Annotated in this window: 22 protein-coding genes; 15 read left to right on the top strand and 7 right to left on the bottom strand. The window is 63.1% G+C overall.

Features of this window, described 5'->3' with window-relative positions:
- The first annotated feature begins 84 nt into the window (after positions 1–84).
- Both V3330_RS16000 and V3330_RS16005 read left to right on the top strand, forming a co-directional pair.
- Complete coding sequence (locus V3330_RS16000) at positions 85–1,374, top strand: NAD(P)/FAD-dependent oxidoreductase (protein WP_354696450.1); 1,290 nt, start codon at positions 85–87, stop codon at positions 1,372–1,374.
- Positions 1,371–2,966, top strand: a complete 1,596-nt coding sequence (locus tag V3330_RS16005; protein ID WP_354696451.1) for an N-acyl-D-amino-acid deacylase family protein — start codon at positions 1,371–1,373, stop codon at positions 2,964–2,966. The genes V3330_RS16000 and V3330_RS16005 overlap by 4 nt, the downstream gene beginning before the upstream one ends.
- Positions 2,967–3,090: 124 nt before the next feature.
- Here V3330_RS16005 and V3330_RS16010 read toward each other — a convergent pair whose 3' ends face one another.
- The 3 genes from V3330_RS16010 to V3330_RS16020 all read right to left on the bottom strand — a co-directional run bounded on the left by V3330_RS16010 (position 3,091) and on the right by V3330_RS16020 (position 6,290).
- On the bottom strand, positions 3,091–3,855 hold the full coding sequence (locus V3330_RS16010) for a DUF4097 family beta strand repeat-containing protein (protein WP_354696452.1): 765 nt from the start codon (positions 3,853–3,855) through the stop codon (positions 3,091–3,093).
- Positions 3,856–4,036: 181 nt separating this feature from the next.
- A complete protein-coding gene (locus V3330_RS16015; RefSeq protein ID WP_354696453.1) occupies positions 4,037–5,251 on the bottom strand; it encodes a DUF819 family protein in 1,215 nt (404 codons plus the stop codon).
- A 109-nt stretch (positions 5,252–5,360) separates the two neighbouring features.
- Positions 5,361–6,290 (bottom strand): succinylglutamate desuccinylase/aspartoacylase family protein, encoded by a 930-nt coding sequence (locus tag V3330_RS16020; RefSeq protein WP_354696454.1) that lies wholly within the window; start codon positions 6,288–6,290, stop codon positions 5,361–5,363.
- 201 nt (positions 6,291–6,491) lie between these two features.
- Here V3330_RS16020 and V3330_RS16025 point away from each other — a divergent pair, with 201 nt between their 5' ends.
- The 4 genes from V3330_RS16025 (at position 6,492) to V3330_RS16040 (ending at position 10,766) form a co-directional block, all read left to right on the top strand.
- Positions 6,492–7,505, top strand: coding sequence for a succinylglutamate desuccinylase/aspartoacylase family protein (locus V3330_RS16025; protein WP_354696455.1), 1,014 nt, complete (start codon positions 6,492–6,494; stop codon positions 7,503–7,505).
- Between the two features lie 182 nt (positions 7,506–7,687).
- The gene (locus tag V3330_RS16030; protein WP_354696456.1) at positions 7,688–8,710 is read left to right on the top strand and encodes an MBL fold metallo-hydrolase; all 1,023 of its coding nucleotides are present in this window, start codon (positions 7,688–7,690) and stop codon (positions 8,708–8,710) included.
- Positions 8,711–8,712: 2 nt separating this feature from the next.
- Positions 8,713–9,579, top strand: coding sequence for a MaoC family dehydratase (locus tag V3330_RS16035; RefSeq protein WP_354696457.1), 867 nt, complete (start codon positions 8,713–8,715; stop codon positions 9,577–9,579).
- The gene (locus tag V3330_RS16040; protein WP_354696458.1) at positions 9,576–10,766 is read left to right on the top strand and encodes an MFS transporter; all 1,191 of its coding nucleotides are present in this window, start codon (positions 9,576–9,578) and stop codon (positions 10,764–10,766) included. Before V3330_RS16035 ends, V3330_RS16040 begins: the two co-directional genes overlap by 4 nt.
- 8 nt (positions 10,767–10,774) lie before the next feature.
- Here the strand turns inward: V3330_RS16040 and V3330_RS16045 are convergent, their stop codons facing one another.
- The gene (locus tag V3330_RS16045) at positions 10,775–11,851 is read right to left on the bottom strand and encodes a PA0069 family radical SAM protein (RefSeq protein WP_354696459.1); all 1,077 of its coding nucleotides are present in this window, start codon (positions 11,849–11,851) and stop codon (positions 10,775–10,777) included.
- A gap of 143 nt (positions 11,852–11,994) precedes the next feature.
- Between V3330_RS16045 and V3330_RS16050 the strand changes: the two genes are divergently transcribed.
- A complete protein-coding gene (locus V3330_RS16050) occupies positions 11,995–12,570 on the top strand; it encodes a carboxymuconolactone decarboxylase family protein (protein ID WP_354696460.1) in 576 nt (191 codons plus the stop codon).
- Positions 12,571–12,674: 104 nt separating this feature from the next.
- On the opposite strand, the gene V3330_RS16055 is transcribed toward V3330_RS16050, so the two are convergent.
- Positions 12,675–13,202, bottom strand: coding sequence for a glycine zipper 2TM domain-containing protein (locus V3330_RS16055; RefSeq protein ID WP_354696461.1), 528 nt, complete (start codon positions 13,200–13,202; stop codon positions 12,675–12,677).
- A 457-nt stretch (positions 13,203–13,659) separates the two neighbouring features.
- Here V3330_RS16055 and V3330_RS16060 point away from each other — a divergent pair, with 457 nt between their 5' ends.
- From V3330_RS16060 to V3330_RS16090, 7 genes are all read left to right on the top strand, one after another.
- Entirely contained in the window at positions 13,660–14,040 is a 381-nt protein-coding gene (locus V3330_RS16060; protein ID WP_354696462.1) for a DUF4398 domain-containing protein, read from the top strand.
- An 11-nt stretch (positions 14,041–14,051) separates the two neighbouring features.
- Positions 14,052–15,026, top strand: coding sequence for an OmpA family protein (locus V3330_RS16065; RefSeq protein WP_354696463.1), 975 nt, complete (start codon positions 14,052–14,054; stop codon positions 15,024–15,026).
- A gap of 33 nt (positions 15,027–15,059) precedes the next feature.
- Positions 15,060–15,590, top strand: coding sequence for a CC0125/CC1285 family lipoprotein (locus V3330_RS16070; RefSeq protein ID WP_354696464.1), 531 nt, complete (start codon positions 15,060–15,062; stop codon positions 15,588–15,590).
- A 102-nt stretch (positions 15,591–15,692) separates the two neighbouring features.
- Positions 15,693–16,007: a hypothetical protein gene (locus V3330_RS16075; protein ID WP_354696465.1), complete on the top strand. Its 315-nt coding sequence runs from the start codon at positions 15,693–15,695 to the stop codon at positions 16,005–16,007.
- A gap of 7 nt (positions 16,008–16,014) precedes the next feature.
- Positions 16,015–16,425, top strand: a complete 411-nt coding sequence (locus tag V3330_RS16080) for a hypothetical protein (protein ID WP_354696466.1) — start codon at positions 16,015–16,017, stop codon at positions 16,423–16,425.
- Positions 16,422–16,745, top strand: coding sequence for a hypothetical protein (locus tag V3330_RS16085; RefSeq protein ID WP_354696467.1), 324 nt, complete (start codon positions 16,422–16,424; stop codon positions 16,743–16,745). Before V3330_RS16080 ends, V3330_RS16085 begins: the two co-directional genes overlap by 4 nt.
- 35 nt (positions 16,746–16,780) lie before the next feature.
- On the top strand, positions 16,781–17,869 hold the full coding sequence (locus tag V3330_RS16090; RefSeq protein WP_354696468.1) for an AI-2E family transporter: 1,089 nt from the start codon (positions 16,781–16,783) through the stop codon (positions 17,867–17,869).
- An 8-nt stretch (positions 17,870–17,877) separates the two neighbouring features.
- Here V3330_RS16090 and V3330_RS16095 read toward each other — a convergent pair whose 3' ends face one another.
- A complete protein-coding gene (locus V3330_RS16095; RefSeq protein ID WP_354696491.1) occupies positions 17,878–18,201 on the bottom strand; it encodes a transmembrane 220 family protein in 324 nt (107 codons plus the stop codon).
- 78 nt (positions 18,202–18,279) lie between these two features.
- Entirely contained in the window at positions 18,280–19,794 is a 1,515-nt protein-coding gene (locus V3330_RS16100; protein ID WP_354696469.1) for a S10 family peptidase, read from the bottom strand.
- Between the two features lie 100 nt (positions 19,795–19,894).
- On the opposite strand from V3330_RS16100, the gene V3330_RS16105 reads away from it, so the two are divergent.
- Complete coding sequence (locus tag V3330_RS16105) at positions 19,895–20,509, top strand: DUF6151 family protein (RefSeq protein WP_354696470.1); 615 nt, start codon at positions 19,895–19,897, stop codon at positions 20,507–20,509.
- Positions 20,510–20,564 lie beyond the last annotated feature (55 nt).

The raw sequence follows: 20,564 nt of genomic DNA on the forward strand, positions 1-20,564 counted from the left end.
TCATGATCCCGGCGGCCGGCCGGAATCATTCGCGCGCGACTGACGGATAAGCGACAATGCGGCTGAGCCTGAACCCTCAGCCAAATGAAAGAAAACCACCAATACGCCGAACATACGGATTCGTACTACGCGGCGACGGCCGAAAACCGCACCGACTATCCCGCGCTGAAAGGCGCGCAGTCGGCCGACATCGCGATCGTGGGTGGTGGTTTCACGGGAGTCTCGACGGCACTCACACTGGCCGAGCGCGGCTACCGGGTCGCTCTCATCGAAGCCAATCGCATTGGCTGGGGTGCGTCGGGGCGTAATGGCGGCCAGCTCATCTGCGGCATCAGCGGCGAAGAGAAAATCGCCCGTCATCACGGCGACGCCATCGCCGACGAGCTATGGGATCTGCGCTGGCGCGGACACGAAATCATTTTTGATCGCATCGTGCGCTACGGGATCGAGTGCGATCTGAAATGCGGCTACGTCGATGCCGCGATCAAACCCAGGCACCTGCGTGCGCTCGAGGCCGATTTCGCGCGCCTGCAACGGCGCAATTTTCCTTACGAGCACTATCTGCTGGACCGTGATGGCATGGCGGAAACGCTCGGCACCAGAGCGTATTGCGGTGGACTCGTCAACATGCGCAACGGGCACCTGCATCCCCTGAACCTGTGTCAGGGGGAGGCTCGAGCCGCCGTCTCGCTCGGCGCCAGCGTGTTCGAACACTCCCCGGCGACCCGTATTGTTCATGGCTCGCGTCCGCGGGTGGAAACCGCACACGGTCACATCGAAGCCGACGCCGTGGTACTGGCCGGCCACGTTTTTCACCGGCTGGAACAGGACCGGCTAAGTGGCACGACGTTTCCGGCAGGCAGCTTCATCATGGCCACCGAGCCGCTTTCCGAAACGGTGCGCCGGCGCATCAATCCGCTGGACCTCGCGGTCTGCGACATGAACAACATCATCGACTACTACCGGCTGTCCGCCGACGGCCGCCTGCTGTTCGGGGGGCGCTGCAATTATTCAGGCAGAGTCCCCGCCAGCATCAGCGCCGTACTGCGTCCGCGCCTGGCGCGGGTCTACCCGGAACTCCGCGACGTGCGCACGGACTACGAATGGGGCGGCAGTATCGGCATCGCGATTTTGCGTATCCCGCTACTGGGCCGCATCAACGGCAACGTGTACTACGCACAGGGCTATTCCGGGCACGGTGTCAACGCCACCCACATCATGGGTGAAATCATCGCCGACGCCATCGGAGGCACCCTGGAACACTTCGACCTGTTCGCCAACATGCGCCGGCTGCGCCTGCCCGTCGGCACCGCCGTGGGCGGCCAGATGGTTGCGCTCGGAATGTTGTACTACCGCATGAAGGACCTTTTATGACCCCAACCCGGAATCGTTCCCGCGCCGGCCAGACGCTGAACCGCGTATGGCTTCTCGCCCTGACCGTCAGCCTCGTCCTGAGCCTCGCCGCCTGCGGCCGGGAGGACACTGGTGCGACGCCACCTGAAACCGCGCCACCACGGCCGGACAGTTGGCTGATCACAAACGTGACCGTCATCGACGGTACGGGTTATCCGCGATTCGCCGGCTCGGTCCGGATCAACGGTTCCCGCATCATCGATGTGGGCGTGCTCGAACCCCTGCCGCACGAGACTGCCGTCGACGGGGGCGGACAGGTACTCGCCCCGGGTTTTATCGACACGCACTCCCACGCCGACAGCGATATTTTCGAACTGCCGGACGCAGAACCCGCCGTCAGCCAGGGCATCACGACGGCCATTGTCGGCCAGGATGGTTCTTCTCCCTGGCCCCTTTCCGACTTCACTACCCGGCTGGAACAAGACCCCGTGGCGCTCAACCTCGCCTCCTATGCCGGACACAACACGCTGCGCGCCGAGGTCATGGGCGACGATTACCGCCGCGCCGCCACCGACGCCGAGCTCGAACGCATGGAGACCCTGCTGCTGGCCGAACTCGAGGCCGGAGCCCTGGGGCTGGCGACCGGTCTGGAATACGACCCGGGCATCTATTCCCAACCGGATGAAGTGCTGCAACTGGCACGGCTCGCCGCCGGCTACGGCGGGCGTTACATCAGCCACATGCGCAGTGAGGACCGCTGGCTGAACGAGGCCATCGAAGAGATTCTGCACATCGGACGCGAGACCGGAATGCCGGTGCAGATTTCCCACTTCAAGCTGGCCATGAAGAGCCTGTGGGGCACCGCGGATGACATCCTGACCCGCCTCGACGCCGCCCGTGCCGAGGGAATCGAGGTGACCGCCGATATCTACCCCTACGAGTACTGGCAGTCGAACATGATGGTCTTGCTGCCGGAGCGTGACATCACCGACCGGGACGCGGTGACCTTCGCACTGGGCGAACTGGCGCCACCCGAGGGCCTGTGGATGACGCAATTCGACCCGGATCCATCCTACGTTGGCAAAACGCTCAGCGAGATCGCGAATCTGCGCGGCACCGACCCGGTTACGGCCTTCATGGACCTGATCGCCGAATCTGCCGCCATGGAGGCGGAAACCGGCGAACCCGCCGATGCCATCATCGGCACCAGCATGAGCGAAGCCGACATCGTGACCCTGCTCGAATGGGAGCACACCAATGTCTGCACCGACGGCGGCCTGGTCGATCTGCATCCGCGCGCACGCGGCTCCTACCCCCGCGTACTCGGACGCTACGTACGCGACCAGAAGGCGATGAGTCTGGAAACCGCGGTCCACAAAATGTCGGGACTCGCGGCCGACCACATGGGCATCACCGACCGCGGCCGGATCGAGGCCGGCCAGGCGGCCGACCTCGTGTTGTTCGATCCACAAACCGTCTCCGACCATGCCACCCCGGACCGCCCGGAGGCCCTGAGCAGTGGTATCACCACGGTCTGGGTCAACGGGAAAGTGGTGTGGAAAGACGGGGCCGTGACCGGAGAGCGTCCCGGGATATTCCTCCGGCGCCGCTGATCGGCGCGATCCTGATCCGCAGTCGACTCAGGGCCCCATGTCCGGGGTCACAAGGGCGACGATCACCCTGCTGGTGACGGCCGGATTCTACTGAAAACAGCCTGCCCGTCTCCGGCAGCCGGCTTCAGTCGGCCACTTCAACCTCGCCGGCCACGGCCGTCATGCGCACACCGCCGCTGCTGTCCCGCAGCACCCGGAAATCGCCGCCGATCCTATCGGCGATGATGGCGCCTGACGAATCGCGCTCGACGATGAAATCACCCTCGACGTCCTCGAAGCGAATTTCACCGGAACTGTCCTGTTCCACGCGCACGGAACCGCGAATGTCGCGACCGTCGATGCCGCCCGAACTGTCGCGCCGCACCAGCACATCGCCATGGATGCGTCGCAGCTCGATGTCACCGGACGAATCTTCGAGCGTGACGCGGCCATTGATGTCCCGCGCCTCGATCGAGCCGCTGCTGTCCTGGATACTGACCGGCCCGGTTTCGCGCAGCACCATGTCGCCACTGCTGTCCCGGACTTCGAGCTCCAGGCCGGCTGGAACCGTAATCTCCAGGTCGATGGAAGCGTACCGGTCAGCCGAAAGATTCCAGCCCTTGTTCGTGTCAGGCAGGGTCACCGCGATTCGGGCGGTCGATCCGGAATCCGTTTCCACGCCCGCCTCGCTCAGCCATGCCTCCTTCGACACGCAAACCCGACCCTGGATGTGAGCCTGAACCGCTGCGTCGTCACCGGCGATCGCCAGGTCTCCGGCGGCCGCCTCGATGACCAGCCGGTCCGCACCCGCGAGGTCGAGTGTCGCATCAATTTTTTTCTCATGGCGGCAATCCGCAGCCTGGGCGGACGCCACGAACAGGATCAAAACGGTGGCGAATGACGGTCTCATGGCAAAAATCTCCTGTCGGGGAATATCAGGCCTTTGACGCCGCCATTCGGTGAATGGTTGAAAGCAGGGTCTCGCCGCAGGGGGACTCGACGATTCAGAACAGGATGCGTTGACCGCGGTTGGATCCGGGTTCAGTGGCGATCGCCCGGGACAACGGCAACAGCGCGGAAATCCACAGCGTTCAATTCGCGACCGTTCGCAACAAGAACGCCGCCAGCAGCCCACAGTAAGTGCCGATGACCCCGCCGAAGATGGACAGGAGAAGACCGACCGGTGCCATGGAACGGTAGAAAGCCGAAGCGACGACCGGCGCCGTCGCATACCCGCCCAGGTTGGCCTCGCTGCCCACGGCCACCAGGAAGAACGGCGCCTTCGTCAACCACGCTCCGAGCAGCAGGAAGCACACGTGAATGAACAACCACACGATGCCCACCAGAAGGAATATCGGCATATCCAAGATCCGGGCGAGGTCGGCCTGGGCCCCGAGCGAAGTGAAAAACAGGTAAAGAGCCGCGAATCCGAAGGTCGAAGAACCCGCCTGCTCCATTTTGCGCAGCGGAGTGAACGAAGCGGCGATACCCAGCGTGGTCAGCATCAGGATCAGCCAGGTGAACTGCGAGAATACGGACGCCATACTCATCGAGAACGACTCGATCATCGGATGCAGTACCGGGTGCACCGTCTCGGCGAACTTGCCGCAGAACACGGCCGCGCCCAGCCCAAGCGCCACCATGATGATGAAGTCGACCATGGTGGGCATGCGCTGCGTCGCTTCCTTGAAGTCGCTGAATCGACGGTCGAGCTCCTCCAGGGTGCGTGTATCGCTGGCATAGAAGCGATCGAGCAGATTGGGAAATTTCGCGAGATACAGCATCACGCCGAGCCAGGTAAAAGTGATGGTCGCGTCGACGATGATGGCCGCACCGGCGATACCGTCGGGCGCGTCCACGGACTCCTTGAGCGCCGCGAAATTGGCGCCGCCGCCAATCCAGCTCCCTGAAATGGCCGCCATCCCTTTCCAGATGTCCGGCGGCAGCCAGTCCTGGAACAGCAGCAGGGAAACCGGCGCGCCAATGACAACGCCAAGCGTACCGAACAACATCACGATGATCGCCTTCTTGCCCACTTTCAGAACCGAGGGCACGTCGGCGCCCACGATCAGCAGAAACAGGCTCATCGGCAGCAGATAGTCCCGCATCCACTCGTAGGCCTCCGAGCGTGCGGGAATGAGCCCCAGGTTGGTGCAGATGGCCGGTATGTAGCAGACCAGAAGCACCGGCGGCACGATTTCGAAGAATCTCTTCCCCCACGGCTGCTGCGTGGACCAGTAAATGGCGGCGCAGACTCCTGCCAGAAAGGTGAAAACGGTCATCGGGGCTTGCAGTACGCTGTCCATGGATACTCGTCCTGTGTGAGATCAGCTCATCGGGCTCGAAAGACCGGCGCAAATCGGGACCCCGCCAATAACGACCCCATTGCCGAATACGACGCGCACCGCCGGCGGTTCAGAATGCGACCTGATAGACGATGGCGTCCTTGCGCGCAGCCGGCGTGATGACCACGGCCACGATCCATGCGTCACGTGGTGCGATCAACTCCTCGACCGTATCGCCGAACCAGTCCTTCACCTCGCCGATTCGCTGGCCCTCACGCACCCGGTCTCCAATCGCCTGTTCCGGATAACAGATTCCCTCGCTGGAGATGCGCCAGAAATCCGTCGTGAGTTCACGGACTTCATTCGGCAGTTCGAGATCGCCATCCAGCATGTCCATCCACTTCAGCGTATTGCGCATGCCGCGCAAATGGGTCTCGACGAATTCTTCCTCGAGCAGGCCGCGCCCGCCGGATTCCGCCAGAATGCTCGTGATGCCGTCCGCCTGGGCCGCCTGGTTCAGTGAACTTCCGCCGGCCACGGCACCGGGTGGCGAACCGCTTTCCAGCAGAAACGGCAAGCCATAGGCCCGCCCCAGTTCGCGACAACGCTCGTCCACCTGGGCATTACCCGTGCGGCCAATGCCCGTATAGGGCACCAGTTCCTCGAAAATGTCACCGCCGTGAATGTTCAGCACGCAATCCGCGTCGCGAACGCAATTCTCGTAAATCACGCTCGCCAGGTGGTCGGTGTAATCCTTCGTCGCACTGCCGGGGAACAGCCGATTGAGGTTCTGGCCATCCACCGGGCATTGAACTTCACAGCGGCCGAGAAACCCCGGCACGTTGGCCACCGTGACGATCCGCAAGGTACCGCGCAGACGCTCCGAATCGATCTCTCGTGACAGGCGCACCGCCGCCTCGATACCGCAGTACTCGGCTCCGTGCACACCAGCAACGATGCTCGTCACCGGGCCGTCACTGGCCCCGCTGATTTCGATCAGCGGAACACGAATGGCATCACCGCCGTGGTCGGCGGTGATGATGCGATTGCGAATGCTCATCTACCGTACTCCTCAATGCAGAAAATCGGGCTGCCCGTCTCTCTTTTTTTCAGTAGAACCCAGAGGACATGACTCCTTCAATGGGGCCAACTCGGGAGAATTGTTGCGTTTATCGCAACAAGATTCTGACCGATCCGGGCTTCTTATCGGACCGGGACCCGAGTAGCCTCGGCTCGGTCAAATCACCCTGTCGGAGGAAGCATGAAGTTCGCCAATCGCAAAATAGCACCGGGAGAAGTCAAGGAATTCGATCTCAAAGCCGCCGAAACGGCCGCGGGTCCCGTCACCATTCCCTGCACGGTCATTCGCGGAGCCGAGGACGGCCCGGTTCTGGCCGTGACCGCCGCGTGCCACCCCATGGAACTCAACGGCGTACTGGCTTCGATCCGGCTGGTCAAGGCAATCAAACCGGAAAAACTCCGTGGAACCGTCGCTATCGTCCACGTACAGAACGTTTTCGGATTCATGATGCGGCGCGGCCACATCTCACCGCTCGACGGCGTGAACATGGGCACCGCATTCTCGGCCGAGGATTCCACGGTCGAAGAAGGCGGCAGCGTTTCACACCAGGGCAAGTCGGTGACTCACCAGATTGCCGATTGCGTGTTCCGCCACTTCAACAGCAAGGCCGATTACCTGATCGATCTCCACGGTGGCGAACTGCACGAATCATTGATGTCCAACATCGAAATCCTGCCGATTGGTGATGAAGAAACCGACCAGCGGACACGTGAATTCGCAGCGTCGTTCGGATTCGATCACGTTTGGGAAGTACCGCACGGAAGCATTCCCGAAATGCCAAGCTATCCCGCCCGGGGTTCAGCGGTAATGGAATGCATGCAGTCCGGAATTCCCGCCGTTTACTGCGAAGTGGGTAGCGAGGGCAGGCTCGAAGAGCCGCTGGTTGACCAGACGGTCAAGGGCATTTTGAACGCGATGCGCACCCTGAAAATGCTGCCGGGCCGCGCCGAGAAGAAGACCCCCAGAACCCTGGTGGGCGGACACGTCCTGTTTGCCGGTCGCGGTGGCCTTTTCGTGGCCAAATGCGCGGCGGGCGACACGCTCAGAAAAAACCAGATCATCGGTCAGATCATCGACGTTCGCGGTGAAGTGGTCGAAAAGATTCGCTGCCCCCGGGCCGGAGTCCTCACCAATATCAACACGCTCGGCGTGGTCAACCCGGGTGACATGCTCTACGTCATCGGCAACACCTGACCCCTCGAAGCCGGTCGGCATCCACCATGGATGTTGCCAACCGGGTTGCAGGGCGCCGGCCACGTCCGGCCCCTGCCGGGACATGGCCAGACAGGGCGTCGCCGCTCGGCCGGCACGTCCCGTACGGGTTCTGATCCGGTTATGCTATGCGTTTCCACGCAGGCAGGACACGGGATCGAATCATGTGGACCGAAACGACACGACTTGTTGCACCGATCAGTCTGTTACTGAGTGTACTGGCCTGTTCCACGGCCGGGGCCCACGACGCCGCACCCGACCGGGAACCGCTGTCGCTGGACCAGATGGCCGACGCGCTGGGAATCGACCCGGAAGCGCCGGTCAAAGTTCAGGAACTGGGTGACGGCTTTTACGTCCTGTTCGGCCTCGGGGGCAACGTCCTCGTCTCATCCGGAGAGGACGGCGTGCTGATCATCGACGATCAGTTTCCGATGATCATGCCTCGTCTGCGGGCGGCCATGAAGGAGCGCGGCGACACCCGGATCGATTTTGTCGTCAACACGCACTGGCATTTCGATCACGCCGACGGCAACCAGATCCTCGGCGCCGAGGGAACCTGGCTGGTGTCTCAGGCCAACTCCAGGCGCATGTTGCTGGAAGACCAGTTGATCAACCTCGGTCCCATGACATTTCGGCAGGAAGCCTACCCGCCTCACGCGCTGCCCGACATCACCTTCGACACCACCATGCAGTTCCATTTCAACGGCGAGCGCATCGACCTGCTCCACGTGGGGCCGGCCCACACGACGGGCGACGCGGCCGTGTACTTTCACGGCCACGATACCGTGCACATGGGCGATGTCTTCAACCTGGCCGGCTACCCATTCGTGGACGCCGGCAACGGCGGCACCCTCGACGGCATGCTCGCGTTTAGTGAATCGGTGCTCGAAACGATTGGGCCCAAAACCATCGTGGTACCGGGACACGGCCCGGTGGCCGACCGCGCCGCGCTGGTCGATTACGTCGCGATGCTGCGCCACGTGCATGCGCACCTGACAGCGATGATTGCGGCGGGCGGTACGCTCGAGGAAGCCCTGGAAGCCGGCATTACCGCCCGGTGGGATGAAGAAAAGGGTGATCCCGCGTCCTTCATCGAGCGGTCCTGGACCAGTCTGACTCACCGGTACCTCGGTCCCGGTTCCGCCGCCCGGCCGGGTACGGCGTCCAGCCAGCAGCCGAAGCACTGAGCATGGCCCTTGATGCCGACCATTTGTTGGGACTGAAAACCGCGGATCACATCCGCCGTTACACGGCGGACGAAGTGCGTCGCTATGCGCTGAGTGTCGGCTTCGGGGCCGACCCGCTGAACACGCCGGAACTGGAATTCGTTTGCCCCGGCCGGAATCTCAGGGCCGTCCCGACGATGGCCTCGATTTTCGGTGAGGCCATCGTCGAACTCACCCGGGCCTGTCACCTGGAACGCCCGGAACTGGCGCTGCACGCGGAACAAAAGCTCGAGCTGCTCGCGCCGCTTCCGGCCGAAACAGCGTTGGCCATCTGCGGGTCGATCAGCGCGGTTCACGACCGCGGCGCGGACCGCGGCGCCGAAATCCACATGCAGGCCGAGGCCCGTCTCGCCGATTCCGGCCAGCCTGTTTACCGCACCACCTATGTGACCATCGCGCGCGGCGACGGAGGGTTCGGCGGACCGCCGCCCACACGCCGCCGGCGGACTTCGCTGGACACGACCGGTGCTCCCGCTGCGCGCTTCTCTTATGCGACTCCGCGCAACCTGGCCTTGCTGTACAGCCTCAACGGCGACACCAATCCGATTCATATCAATCCGGAAATCGCCTGTAAGGCCGGCTTCGAAATTCCGATACTGCACGGCTTGTGCACCTACGGCATCGCCTGCCGTGCGGTATTGGCCACCGCGTGTGAATACGACAGCGATCGCATCCGTACCTTCGATGCCCGGTTTTCGGCACCGGTGCTGCCCGGCGATACCCTCACGGTCGATGTCTGGAAACAGGCCAGCGAGGTGGCGTTCCAGGTCCGTGCCGAGGAGCGCGGTACCGTGGTGCTTAAACGAGGGCGCTGTCTGCTGACCGAATGAGTACAACACGTTCAGCCCTGTCCAGCCGCAATTACCTCACCTACCTGACCGGCAGCACCCTTTCGCTGTTGGGGTTATGGATCTACCGGGTCGCTCTGGCGTGGTATGCCTGGGAACTCTCCCGGTCCGAACTCTGGGTGGGTATCGTCGCGGCCACGCAATTCGCCCCCGCGGTGATTTTCGGCCCCGTGTTCGGGGTGCTCGCCGACCGGCTGGACCGCAAACGCACGTCGATCCTGATCAATTCGCTCAGCAGTGTGAACATGGTGCTCCTGGGTGCACTGACCGCGGCCGGTCACATCGATATTCATTCGCTGGTTGTGCTGTCACTGGTCCAGGGTGTTCTGGACGGCGGTCACGCACCGGTTCGCATGAGCATCGTTCCCAATCTCGTCGCCCGCGAACAACTCCAGAGCGCGATCGCGCTGACATCCGTTGCCTTCAACCTGTCCCGTTTCATCGGACCCGCCATAGCCGGCGTGCTCATTGCCGCCTTCGGGGTGGCGACCGCGTTCGTGGTCAATGGCGTCAGTTATCTGGCGCTGATCGGGGTGATGATCGTCGTGAACATCCGGCCCCGGACCCGCAGTGAGCGCGGTCGTAAACATCCGTGGAACGAGTTGATGGACGGAGCGCGCTACGCCTTCAGCCACCGTGCGATCCGCGGTCTGTTGATCGTGTCGGCGCTGGCCTCGGTGTGCGGCCGGGGCGCACTGGAAATGCTGCCGGTATTCGCCGACGACATATTCAGCGGGGGTGCGTCGGCGCTCGCGATTCTGACCTCCGCCGTGGGTGCCGGAGCGGTCATCGGCGGCCTGGCATTGTCCCGCGGCCACGACTGGCTTACGACCCGTATCATCCGATATGCGCTGAGCACCGCGGGAATTCTGGTCATACTGCTTGGAGTCATGCCAAATTTCGCCGGCGCCGTGTCCGTCGTGGCCCTGCTGGGCATCACCCTGTCGTTATGCGGAATCGGTGCCCAGATTCTCATCCAGAGCCTGGTGGATGACGAGGTACGCGGGCGGGTCAGCAGTTTCTGGGGAATGATCGCCTTTGGCGGCACGTCATTGGGAAGTTTGCTCGTCGGAACGGCCGCGAGCGCCTGGAACCTGCAGTCCGCGGTTATTGCCGCGGGCGGAATTTGTGTTCTGGCGACCTGGCTATCGGGCCGGACCCGTTCCTGACCAGAGCCTCAGAACAAGTCCAGTTGACCACCGGTTTCCGGTTCCTTCCGAACCCTGACGAACCGGGATGTGTCCAGCGGCTCGAGCTGCCGGTCGAGCCCGGCACGGCGTCTCGCCACCGCGAAGCGCTGACCGATGATTTCCGCGAACTCGCCCTCGCCACGCATGCGCGTATGAAACGCCGAACGGTAGGCCTTGCCGCGATGGCAGTCCTGGAGAATACCCATGACCGCCCGCGCCCGTTCCGGAAAATGCACCGCCAGCCAATCGCGGAACAACGGCTCCACTTCGTCGGGAAGGCGCAACAGGACGTAGCTGGCGGACCGGGCTCCACGCGCCGCGGCAGCCGCCAGAATCCGTTCCATTTCCGCGTCGTTGATGCGCGGAATGATCGGAGCCACCATCACGCTCACCGGTACGCCGGCGCCGGCCAGTTCCCCGATCACGCCCAGACGCGCACCCGGCCCGGCGGTACGCGGCTCCAGGCGGCGCTTCAGATCGTGGTCCAGGGTGGTCAGGCTCACCGCCACGCGCACCAGCCTCAGCCGGGCCAGTTCAGCGAGCAAGTCCTTGTCGCGCAGGATCAGCCGGCTCTTGGTAATCAGGATTGCCGGCTGGCGGCGGGCGAGACAGGTTTCCAGCAAGCCACGGGTAATCCGCAAGTCGCGCTCGGCCGGCTGGTAGGCATCCGTATTCACACCAATCGCGATCGGCTCACAGCGATACGAAGGCGCCGCGAGTTCCCGAACGAAACAGTCTACCGCGTTGGTTTTCGCCAGAATCCGAGTCTCGAAATCAAGTCCGGGCGAAAGGTCGTGGTAGGCATGGCTTGGCCGCGCGAAGCAGTAGACACACCCGTGCTCGCACCCCTGATAGGGGTTGACCGAAAGATTGAATCCGACATCCGGCGACCGGTTTCGGGTGATCACCGACCGCGCACGCACCGGCAACACCTGGGTCACCGGCGGCTCGCCATCGACGGCCTCGGCCGGTTCGGCGACCACGCTGCGCCGCTGGAAGCGATGGCTGATGTTGCTTCGCGCACCCCGGCCCCGAATTGCACCTCTGCCTGATATACTGTTCATTTATACAGTATATGCGTGAAATCGTTCCCGTACAAGGAAGCAGGCACGGTATCGTGCGAGAATCCGCGAGGAATCCCCGGCTGGCACCGCCCGGCCGCGCGCGGAATCCGGCCGCGCATGGCCCACGACACCAGGAGATGAAAATGGCATTTTTCGCATGGCTGGATGACGATTCCGACATCACCGCCATCCTGTTCCACAATCCGCGACGCTTCAATCCCCTGAACAAGGCCACCCAGAACATTCTGCGCGGTCCATCCGAACTCAGTGTGGCCGAACGTGAGTTCCTGGCGGCCTATGTTTCGGGGATCAATGCCTGCTCATTCTGTTTTGGCGCGCACCGCGCCGTGGCCGAGGTATACGGCGTTGACGAAGTCATGCTGACCCAGGCGGTGGACGACCTGCAGACCGCGAATGTCGATCCGAAAATGCGGCCGATACTGACACTGGCTCACAAACTCACCACGACACCGTCACAGATGACCCGCGCCGACATCGATGCCATCACCGACGCCGGCTGGCGTGAAGAAACGGCCCACGACGCGGTTGTGATCACCGCGCTTTTCAATTACTACAATCGACTGCTCGATGGGCACGGCATCAAGGGCAACGCCGACAAGGCCGCCCGTTCGGCCCGCTTCCTTCCCCGGTTCGGATATCGCATTCCGTGGTTCGTTCGCTGGCTGGAGCGGTGGCGCAATCGGTCCGCCGGCCGCTGACTCGCAAATAAGAGAGACCGGTCGCGCGACGCGGATTCGCCTGCCTGGCATTCGCGCGACCGGCCTCGAGAACGCCGGGAATCAGAAACAACCGGAGCACCGGGTCATGAATCCAGCACCGGTTCACCGTTCTCGATTTCGATCCGGCTTCCGGGGTCGTGCTCCATGTGCACCACGCGAGTCTCGCCTTCGATCCGGTAGGTCACGTGATAACCGTTCTGGATCTCCTCGGTCTCGTGCACGGTCTGGCACACGTGTTCCACGCGCTGTTCCGTGTTGCCTTCCTGAATCTTCTTCTGAATGGTGTTGCCGGCGTATCCACCGGCCACGGCACCACCGGCAGTGGCAATGTCCTGCCCCGATCCATCACCGATCTGGTTGCCCAGAACACCACCGATGACAGCACCGGCGATCGTCCCTGAGATTCGGTGTTCGTCCTTGACGGGCCGGGTCGTGGTCACGAGTTCATCACCACAGACTTCGCGCGGGGTCGTAACCGTTCGGGTCACGGGTTCCACGGACACCACATCGGCATAGTCACCGAATCCAATCAGGTCCGTACCTGCCACGCCGGCGATCGCGGTCGCGGCCACGGCGCCGATGACGCCGCCTATAACAAGTTGCCTGTTCATCTGGAATGCTCCTTCGCTATCCGGTGCGGCTGCCCGGGGTAATCTGACGTCCGGTGCGGGCCGCCGCGTGGTTTCGGGAACGTCGGGTGGGATGAAGCAGTTTTCGTGCCAAAACCTATCCGCTTGTTTTTAAGGATCTTTTTTTCACTCACATCCATGCCGTGCGGCATATTTTGCGCGTATCGGCAAACTTTTCCTGCAGAAAATTTCGGCCGGGTCGATCCCTTTCCTGACCCTTCAATCGGACTCCGCGAACCCGGCTCGGGCGGCCTCACCGTCACCGCGGAGGGTCCCGATCCTGCTTGTAACTCTTACACGCCGTTGTAAGCCCGGCACTGGCCCGGACGGTTCCAGGATCATGTATCGCACGTTCTCATGCGGTTTCCGGGGCCTGGCACAAGTCCTGCATGGTTAGCGGGTGAACCCATCGAAGTCGCAACTGGACACAGGAGTAACGATGAACAAGCAAACACGAACCGGATTGACCCTGGGCCTGGCGACCTTGCTGGTGACCGCCACGGGTTGCGCGGCCGCTCCCGACCGGCCCGACAAACAACTGACCCGGGCAGAGACCAGCATCGAGTTCGCCGAACAGAACGGCGCGCGCGAGTTCGGAAGTTCCGCACTGGACCGCGCCCGCCAAAACCTGGAGATGGCGTACGACTACGCCGATCAGGACGAATACCGGGCGGCCCTGCGTGCCGCTGAAAAAGCGGAACTCGACGCGGAACTGGCCGCAGCACAGGCCAACACGAGCAAGGCCGACGAGGCTCTTGCCGAAATCCGCGAAAGCATCGAAACGCTGCGCCGCGAAATCGCGCGCAACGGGATCAGCTAAGGAGGATTCCCATGCATAACAGAAAACTCATCACAATCATCATTTCGGGTGCGCTTCTGCAGGCTTGCAGCACCGTGCCCGACCGCATCGACGTTCTCGAGGATGCCCGCACCGCCGTTGACCGCGTGGAGCAGGATCCCATGTCGTCACGCGTTGCCGGCAATGAACTCGAAGAAGCCCGGGACGCTTTGGCGCGCGCCGAGGAGTCAAGAGACGATGGCGAGGAACTGGAGGCCATTCGGCATGATGCCTACCTGGCCCTCAGGCACGCAGAAATTGTCGAGCAGCGGGTGAAGGAAGCCCGTATCCGCGAACAGATCGCCGCCTCCGAGCAGGAGCGTAATGCGATCCTGCTCCGCGACCGCGAACGCGAGGCACTCGCCGCGCGCTCGGTAGCGGAAGCCCGCGCCGCCCAGGCGGCGCACGCGGATGCCCGTGCGGCTCATGCCGAGGCGGTCGCCGAAGCGAACGCCCGGCAGGCGGAACGCAAGGCACTGGAAGCCGAACTGGCCCAGGCCCGGGCCGCCGATGCCATGGCGGACGCGCGTGCGCTGGAAGCCGAACTCGAAGCGCTCAAGGCCAGAGAAACCGAGCGTGGAATGGTTCTGACCCTGGGCGACGTGCTGTTCGACTACGATCGGTCCGAGCTTAAACCCGGTGCGGCCAGCACACTCGATCGGGTGGCGGCATTCCTGAAGGATTATCCGGAACGTCAACTGCTCATCGAAGGCCACACGGACTCGGACGGAGATGCCGGCTACAACCGGGAGCTTTCCGAGAGACGCGCCAGTGCGGTCCGTGACGCCCTGATACAGCGAGGCGTCGACGATCAGCGCCTGGATGCCGCCGGTCTGGGCGAAGCCTACCCCGTCGCCACCAACGACACGGTCGCCGGCCGGCAGGAAAACCGCCGCGTGGAGATCGTGATTTCAGACGAGGAAGGCGAATTTCCGCCTGCGGTCGAGCGCCGGATCGCCCGGCAATAACAATGCACGGAGAACCTGTCCAGGGAGGTTGACATGATCACATTTCGAACCGCAACAGTGACTTTGGCATGCGTTTTTCTGGCCGCCTGCACCGGCCCGTCGGTCTATCGGCCGGCGGACACCGAAGGCGCAATTGGCTACGACGAGACCCGCCTGACAACGCAGCAATACCGCGTGTCCTTCCGTGGCAACCGGTCGACCAGCGCAAGCGCAGTCCGCGACTACGCTCTGCTGCGTGCCGCCGAGGTCACCTTGCAAAACGGCTACGACTGGTTCGAAGTCCTGAGCAGCAATACGCAGACGGCCGAGCGCGAACGACTGACGACGGCCACGGAACCTGTCCCCGCAAGACGGGTGTCACGCAGCTGCGGCCTGCTCGGCTGTACCACCACGGTGGACTCGGGCTACGCGGGAGTTCGTGTCATGGCCACCCGGGAAGACGACTACCACACCGCACACGTGGAATTCACCATGGGCGACGGCGAGCCGCAGGCACCCAGCCGCGTGTACAACGCGGCTGAACTGGCCCAGTCGATTCGAGACCGGCGGCTGAACGGGGCCTGAGCCAGGGAGCCGGGCGCCCGCGCATTCGCCGGGCGCACCGGCCACGGCCATGACCAGAACCCAACCCACAATCATTCAACACCATTGCAACCAGGAGGATCCATGAGTAATGAGAACCCGAAAACCGAAACCCGAAGCACCGGGAACGGCAGCGCAGCGCCGACGACCGAACACATGCGCGCCACCGCGCACGAGGCCGTGGACAAGGCGGCCGACCGCGCCGAGGGTGTAGAGCAACGGGTTCGCGAGGAAGCCAGCCGGGCTGCCGAGAAGGCCGGTGAACAGCGCGAAGAGGCGCGCAGGCAACTGGACGACACCCTGAGCAGCATCGACGGTTTCGTCCGGGAAAAACCCGTCGCCGCAGCCGGAATCGCTTTTGCGGCGGGCGTCGTGACGACACTGCTGATGAAGCGCTGATCCCGGCATGGCCCAGGCGACCCCAAAACACCCCGTTTCGGCGACCGGCGGCGACCTGCCGCGGGTTGCCGATACGGAATCCGCGCCCTCGCTCACCGACTGGTTCACCGCGGTGGGCGAGCGGTTCGGCAATAGCGCGAAACTGATTTTGGCCGAGACCCGGCTGGCCGTGGCCACCTTCATACTGATGATTTTCTGTGTCGTGCTGGCCGCCGGGGCCGTACTGTTCGCCTGGGCCCTGCTGGTGTTGTTCGGCGTACAGGCGCTGGCACTCGCGGGCTTCGAATTGCTGGCCGCTATCGGCCTGCTGTGCATTGCCCACGTACTGATCGCGCTGGGACTGTGGCTTACGGCCAACCGTCTTGCCCGGCACATGGAATTCCGCGCCACGCGGGAGTTATTCGGAGACGATTCATGATCACCTACTGGAACGAAGCACGAGACCGGGTCGAAGCCCTGCATACGCGTGCGGAACGGAGCCGGTGCATGGAGGCCCGGCGGCGGGCAAGGCTGGGTGCCTGGGGACGTGATGTTCTGTTTCGTTACGAGACGGCCCTGTGGGTGTCGGTAACCGCGGCGATCTGGCTGCGCCGCCGCAACCGGCAGGATTCCGAGGAACGCAGCGGACCGCTGGCGGAAGTCCTGGCATCACTGTGGATCATGAACCGCTGGCGCCGCCTCGCGGAACGCGCCTCGCAGGCCTTGCAGGAAAACGACAGGCCCGCCGGCGGGCACTGACCTGCCCCCGGGCGCGAAACGAGGGAGATACCACGGTGAGCACGCAATCCGGGCAACACCTCCACCCGAAAAGAAAAAGGTTCTACACAGTTCAATCCACGGCAGTGACCGTCCTGGCGGTACTGGGCGTGCTCTACACGCTGTATTTCGCCAGATCACTGTTGCTGCCCGTGGCTGTGGCTCTGATGCTGCATCTGCTGTTCAGCCCGCTCATCAGCTGGGCGCGGCGGCACGGAATACATTCCACCATTTCGGCCGTTCTGATTATCGGCCTCCTGTTGTCGGCGCTGTTCGGCGCCGGGGCGGCGCTGGTCGATCCCGCCAGCGAATGGCTCAAACAGGCACCGACCAACGTGCGCCAGCTGGCGCGCGAGTTCGAACAGGTCAAACAGCCTCTGGAGGGCATCAAGGAGCTGAGTGAAGAGGTCACCGAAATCACCGAAATCGACTCGGGGAAACCCAAGCCGCCCAGTGTCAAGATCAATGACCCGACAGCCCTCGACCGCGTCATGCAGAACATGCCCGAATTCGCCACGTCACTGGCCATCATGTTTCTGACGGCCTTCTTTCTGATGGCGGGGGGCGACGCCCAGTCACGCCGTATTCTGGCCTTCGGACGCAGCTGGAAGGCAAAGCGCCGGATCATCAGGGTCACCCGGGAAATTCAGGCTGAAGTCTCGCGGCACCTGCGCACCGTCACGCTGATCAATATCGGGCTGGGCGTGGCGGTCGCGCTGGCGCTGTGGCAGATCGACGTGCCCAACCCCCCGCTGTGGGGCACGATGGTCGCCGTACTGAATTTCGCGCCTTATGTCGGCGCCATCGTCAGCACCGTCATCCTGACCGTCGTCGGCATTTCCACGTTCGGCGACCTGGGGGACGCATTGACCGTACCGGGACTCTTTCTGCTGCTGAACGCCACCGAGTTCGCCTTGATCACCCCGTTGCTGCTTGGCCGCAGCCTGTCGCTCAATCCGCTGGTGGTGTTTCTGGCGGTAATCGCCTGGGGCTGGATGTGGGGCATCGCCGGCGCCCTGATCGCGGTGCCCCTGGTGTCAACGGCGAAAGTCATCCTGTCCCACGCGGAACGGACGCGACCCCTGGCCAGGCTGTTGGAAAGTTAGTGCGGGCTTCAGGCGCCGCGCTTGCGCAGGAACAGCAGGGCCGCGGCCGCCATAACCAGACCGATGAATTCCCGGGCGCTTTCGATCCAGGGCGCATCAGCGCGCATGGCACCGCCAATCTCGGTCCAGTAGTCGTGCCGCAGATATTCCACAAAGCCGGGCGCCGCAATCAGCATGCCGGCCAACACCACGCCAAGCGCGATCAGACCGAATCGTGGCATCGACCGGCCGGTGGCAGCAGCCAGCGACACGATGGCGACCGCCGCATAAACCGCGACCCAGTAAACGGGATCCGGATCATTCAGCTGGATTGCGGCCATCAGGACGAACATTGGCACGCAAATACCTGCCACGACCCGTCGCCAGATACGAGAAAGCATCGCCGCCGGCTTCCCGTGCTCAGGCCGGCATCAGGGCGCGGAGGCCCGGATGAAGCCGGCGAGGTCGGACTTGAACTTCACCAGCGAAGGTTCGTGGATATACATCATGTGTCCTGCATCGTACAACTCCAGCCGAACGTTTTCACGCAGATCCGGCGTTATGTCGAGGTGATCGACGTAGTATTTGGTGGCCAGGTGCGGCGTCGCCAGATCATAGTAACCCTGCTGCACCAGCAACTGCATGCCGGGGTTCTTCTTCATCGCCAGCGATAAATCGACCAGGGTATTGGGGAACGGCAGTTCGAAGCCCTGCAGATCCGGCTGTGCGTGCTTCCAGTCCCATTGCTGCCACAGTGAACCCGACACCACATACTCGCGGTCGCTGTCCACCCCCAGATCGTCATGGTAGTAGTCCATGAAGGCCGCCAGGAAGGGTGGACCGATGGCGGTGGTCATGGGATCGTAGACCGCTGCCTCACCCAGGCGGTTGATCATGTCACCGCGAAAGCGCGAATCCACGCGGCCGACGGTCTCGGCGCGGTCGCGCAGCAGTTCCTTGGTGAACCGGGCCTCGTCGATGCGCAGGTCGGCACGATCCCAGTAGTCCTCGCTGAGCCCGGTGTAGCGTGCGAGCTTCTCGATGACGGCACCTCGCTGTTCGCCTCCCAGCCGTTGACCGAGCAGCAGCGCGGGTGCGTATTCGTCGTAGGCGAAGCGCTCCACTTCAGCCATGAAGGCGGCGAAGTCGTCCGGCCGATCGGCCAGCGCTTCGTGGTACCAGGCCGTGGCCGCGAACGTGGGCAGATACAACACGTGCGGCAGGTCGATTCCCAGGCCCGCGAACCCGGTGGTCATGGTCATGAACGGCGACACCAGAACAACCCCGTTCAGCGCCATGTTGTACCGGTTGAGCAAGCGGTAAGCGACTCCGCCACTGCGCATGCCGCCGTAGCTTTCGCCGAGCAGGTATTTGGGCGACGCCCAGCGGCCCTGTTCGGTGACGTAGCGGACGATGAAATCGGACACCGACCGGATGTCCGGATCCACGCCCCAGAAATCCTCACCCTTGCCCTCGCCCACCAGGCGCCCGAAACCGGTACCCACGGGATCCAGCATCACCAGATCGGCCACGTCGAGGATACTGTAATCGTTGTCCACCCGGCGATACGGACCGTTGGGACTGAAACCGGCATCCGTGGCCACCGCCCGCTGTGGCCCGAGCACGCCCATATGCAACCAGATCGACGCCGACCCGGGACCACCGTTGTACGCGAACACGATCGGCCGCGTTCGCGGATTCTCGCCCTGCGCGACGTAGGCCGTGTACCCGAACAGGGCCACGGGTTCGTCCTCATCATCGCGCATCACCAGGGTACCGGCCGTCGCCTGGTAGCGAATGGTCTTGCCGTCAATGCGTAGTTCGTGCTCGGACGTCCATGTTTCGGGTTCGGGTACCGGCCGGGTTTCATTCCCTTCAGGTTCTTCCGCGAGGACCGGGAAAACGAACAGCAACGAGAGGCAAACCAGCAGACTGAGTCGAGACATTGTTCTTCCTTCGATCGACAGGTCGGCAAAGTATACGACACACGCCAGGTACGGAATCGAAGCGCGCGGTATCATGGTTCAAACCAGCGGAGACTACTCGATGAGTTACCGAATCCAGTGTGATTGTGGTCGTCTTGGCGGCACCCTGGCCACCAATGCTCCGGTTCGTCGCTGCATCTGTTATTGCCGCTCCTGCCAGGCGTTTGCACACTTCCTCGACGCTGCCGGCACGGTGCTGGACGAGCGGGGCGGCTCGGACATCATCCAGACCCAACCCAGGTTTGTGAAATTCGATCGGGGCAGCGACCAGCTGGCCTGCATGCGTCTGAGTGAGAAAGGCATCCTGCGCTGGTATGCCGGCTGCTGCCACACCCCGATTGGCAACACGCTGCACACCAGCCGCTTTCCCTTCATCAGCTTCATCCATACCTGTTTCGACACCGGTGGCACGGACATCGAGTCGGCGTTCGGCCCCGTGCGCATGCACGTTTACACCGATGGCGCCCACGGAAATTCCCGGCCCGAGTCCACCGGGATGACGCTCTTCATGCTGCGGCTCATGGGTCAGGTGGCCTGGACGCGAATCATCGGAGCGCGCCGGCGTACCCCGTTCTTCGATCCGGAAACCGACCTCCCGGTTGCCGAGCCGGAGGTTCTCGACGACGATCAGCGACAGGCCTTGTACGCTCGCGCGGACCGCGCAGACCGGACCTGAAATGAGTTATTCTCGGCACAACCGGAGTGCAGAATCTGCCGGCGTGAACCGGGCG

Origin of the sequence: Elongatibacter sediminis (assembly GCF_037892215.1) — a bacterium.
In the GTDB taxonomy this organism is placed as follows: domain Bacteria; phylum Pseudomonadota; class Gammaproteobacteria; order Xanthomonadales; family SZUA-36; genus Elongatibacter; species Elongatibacter sediminis.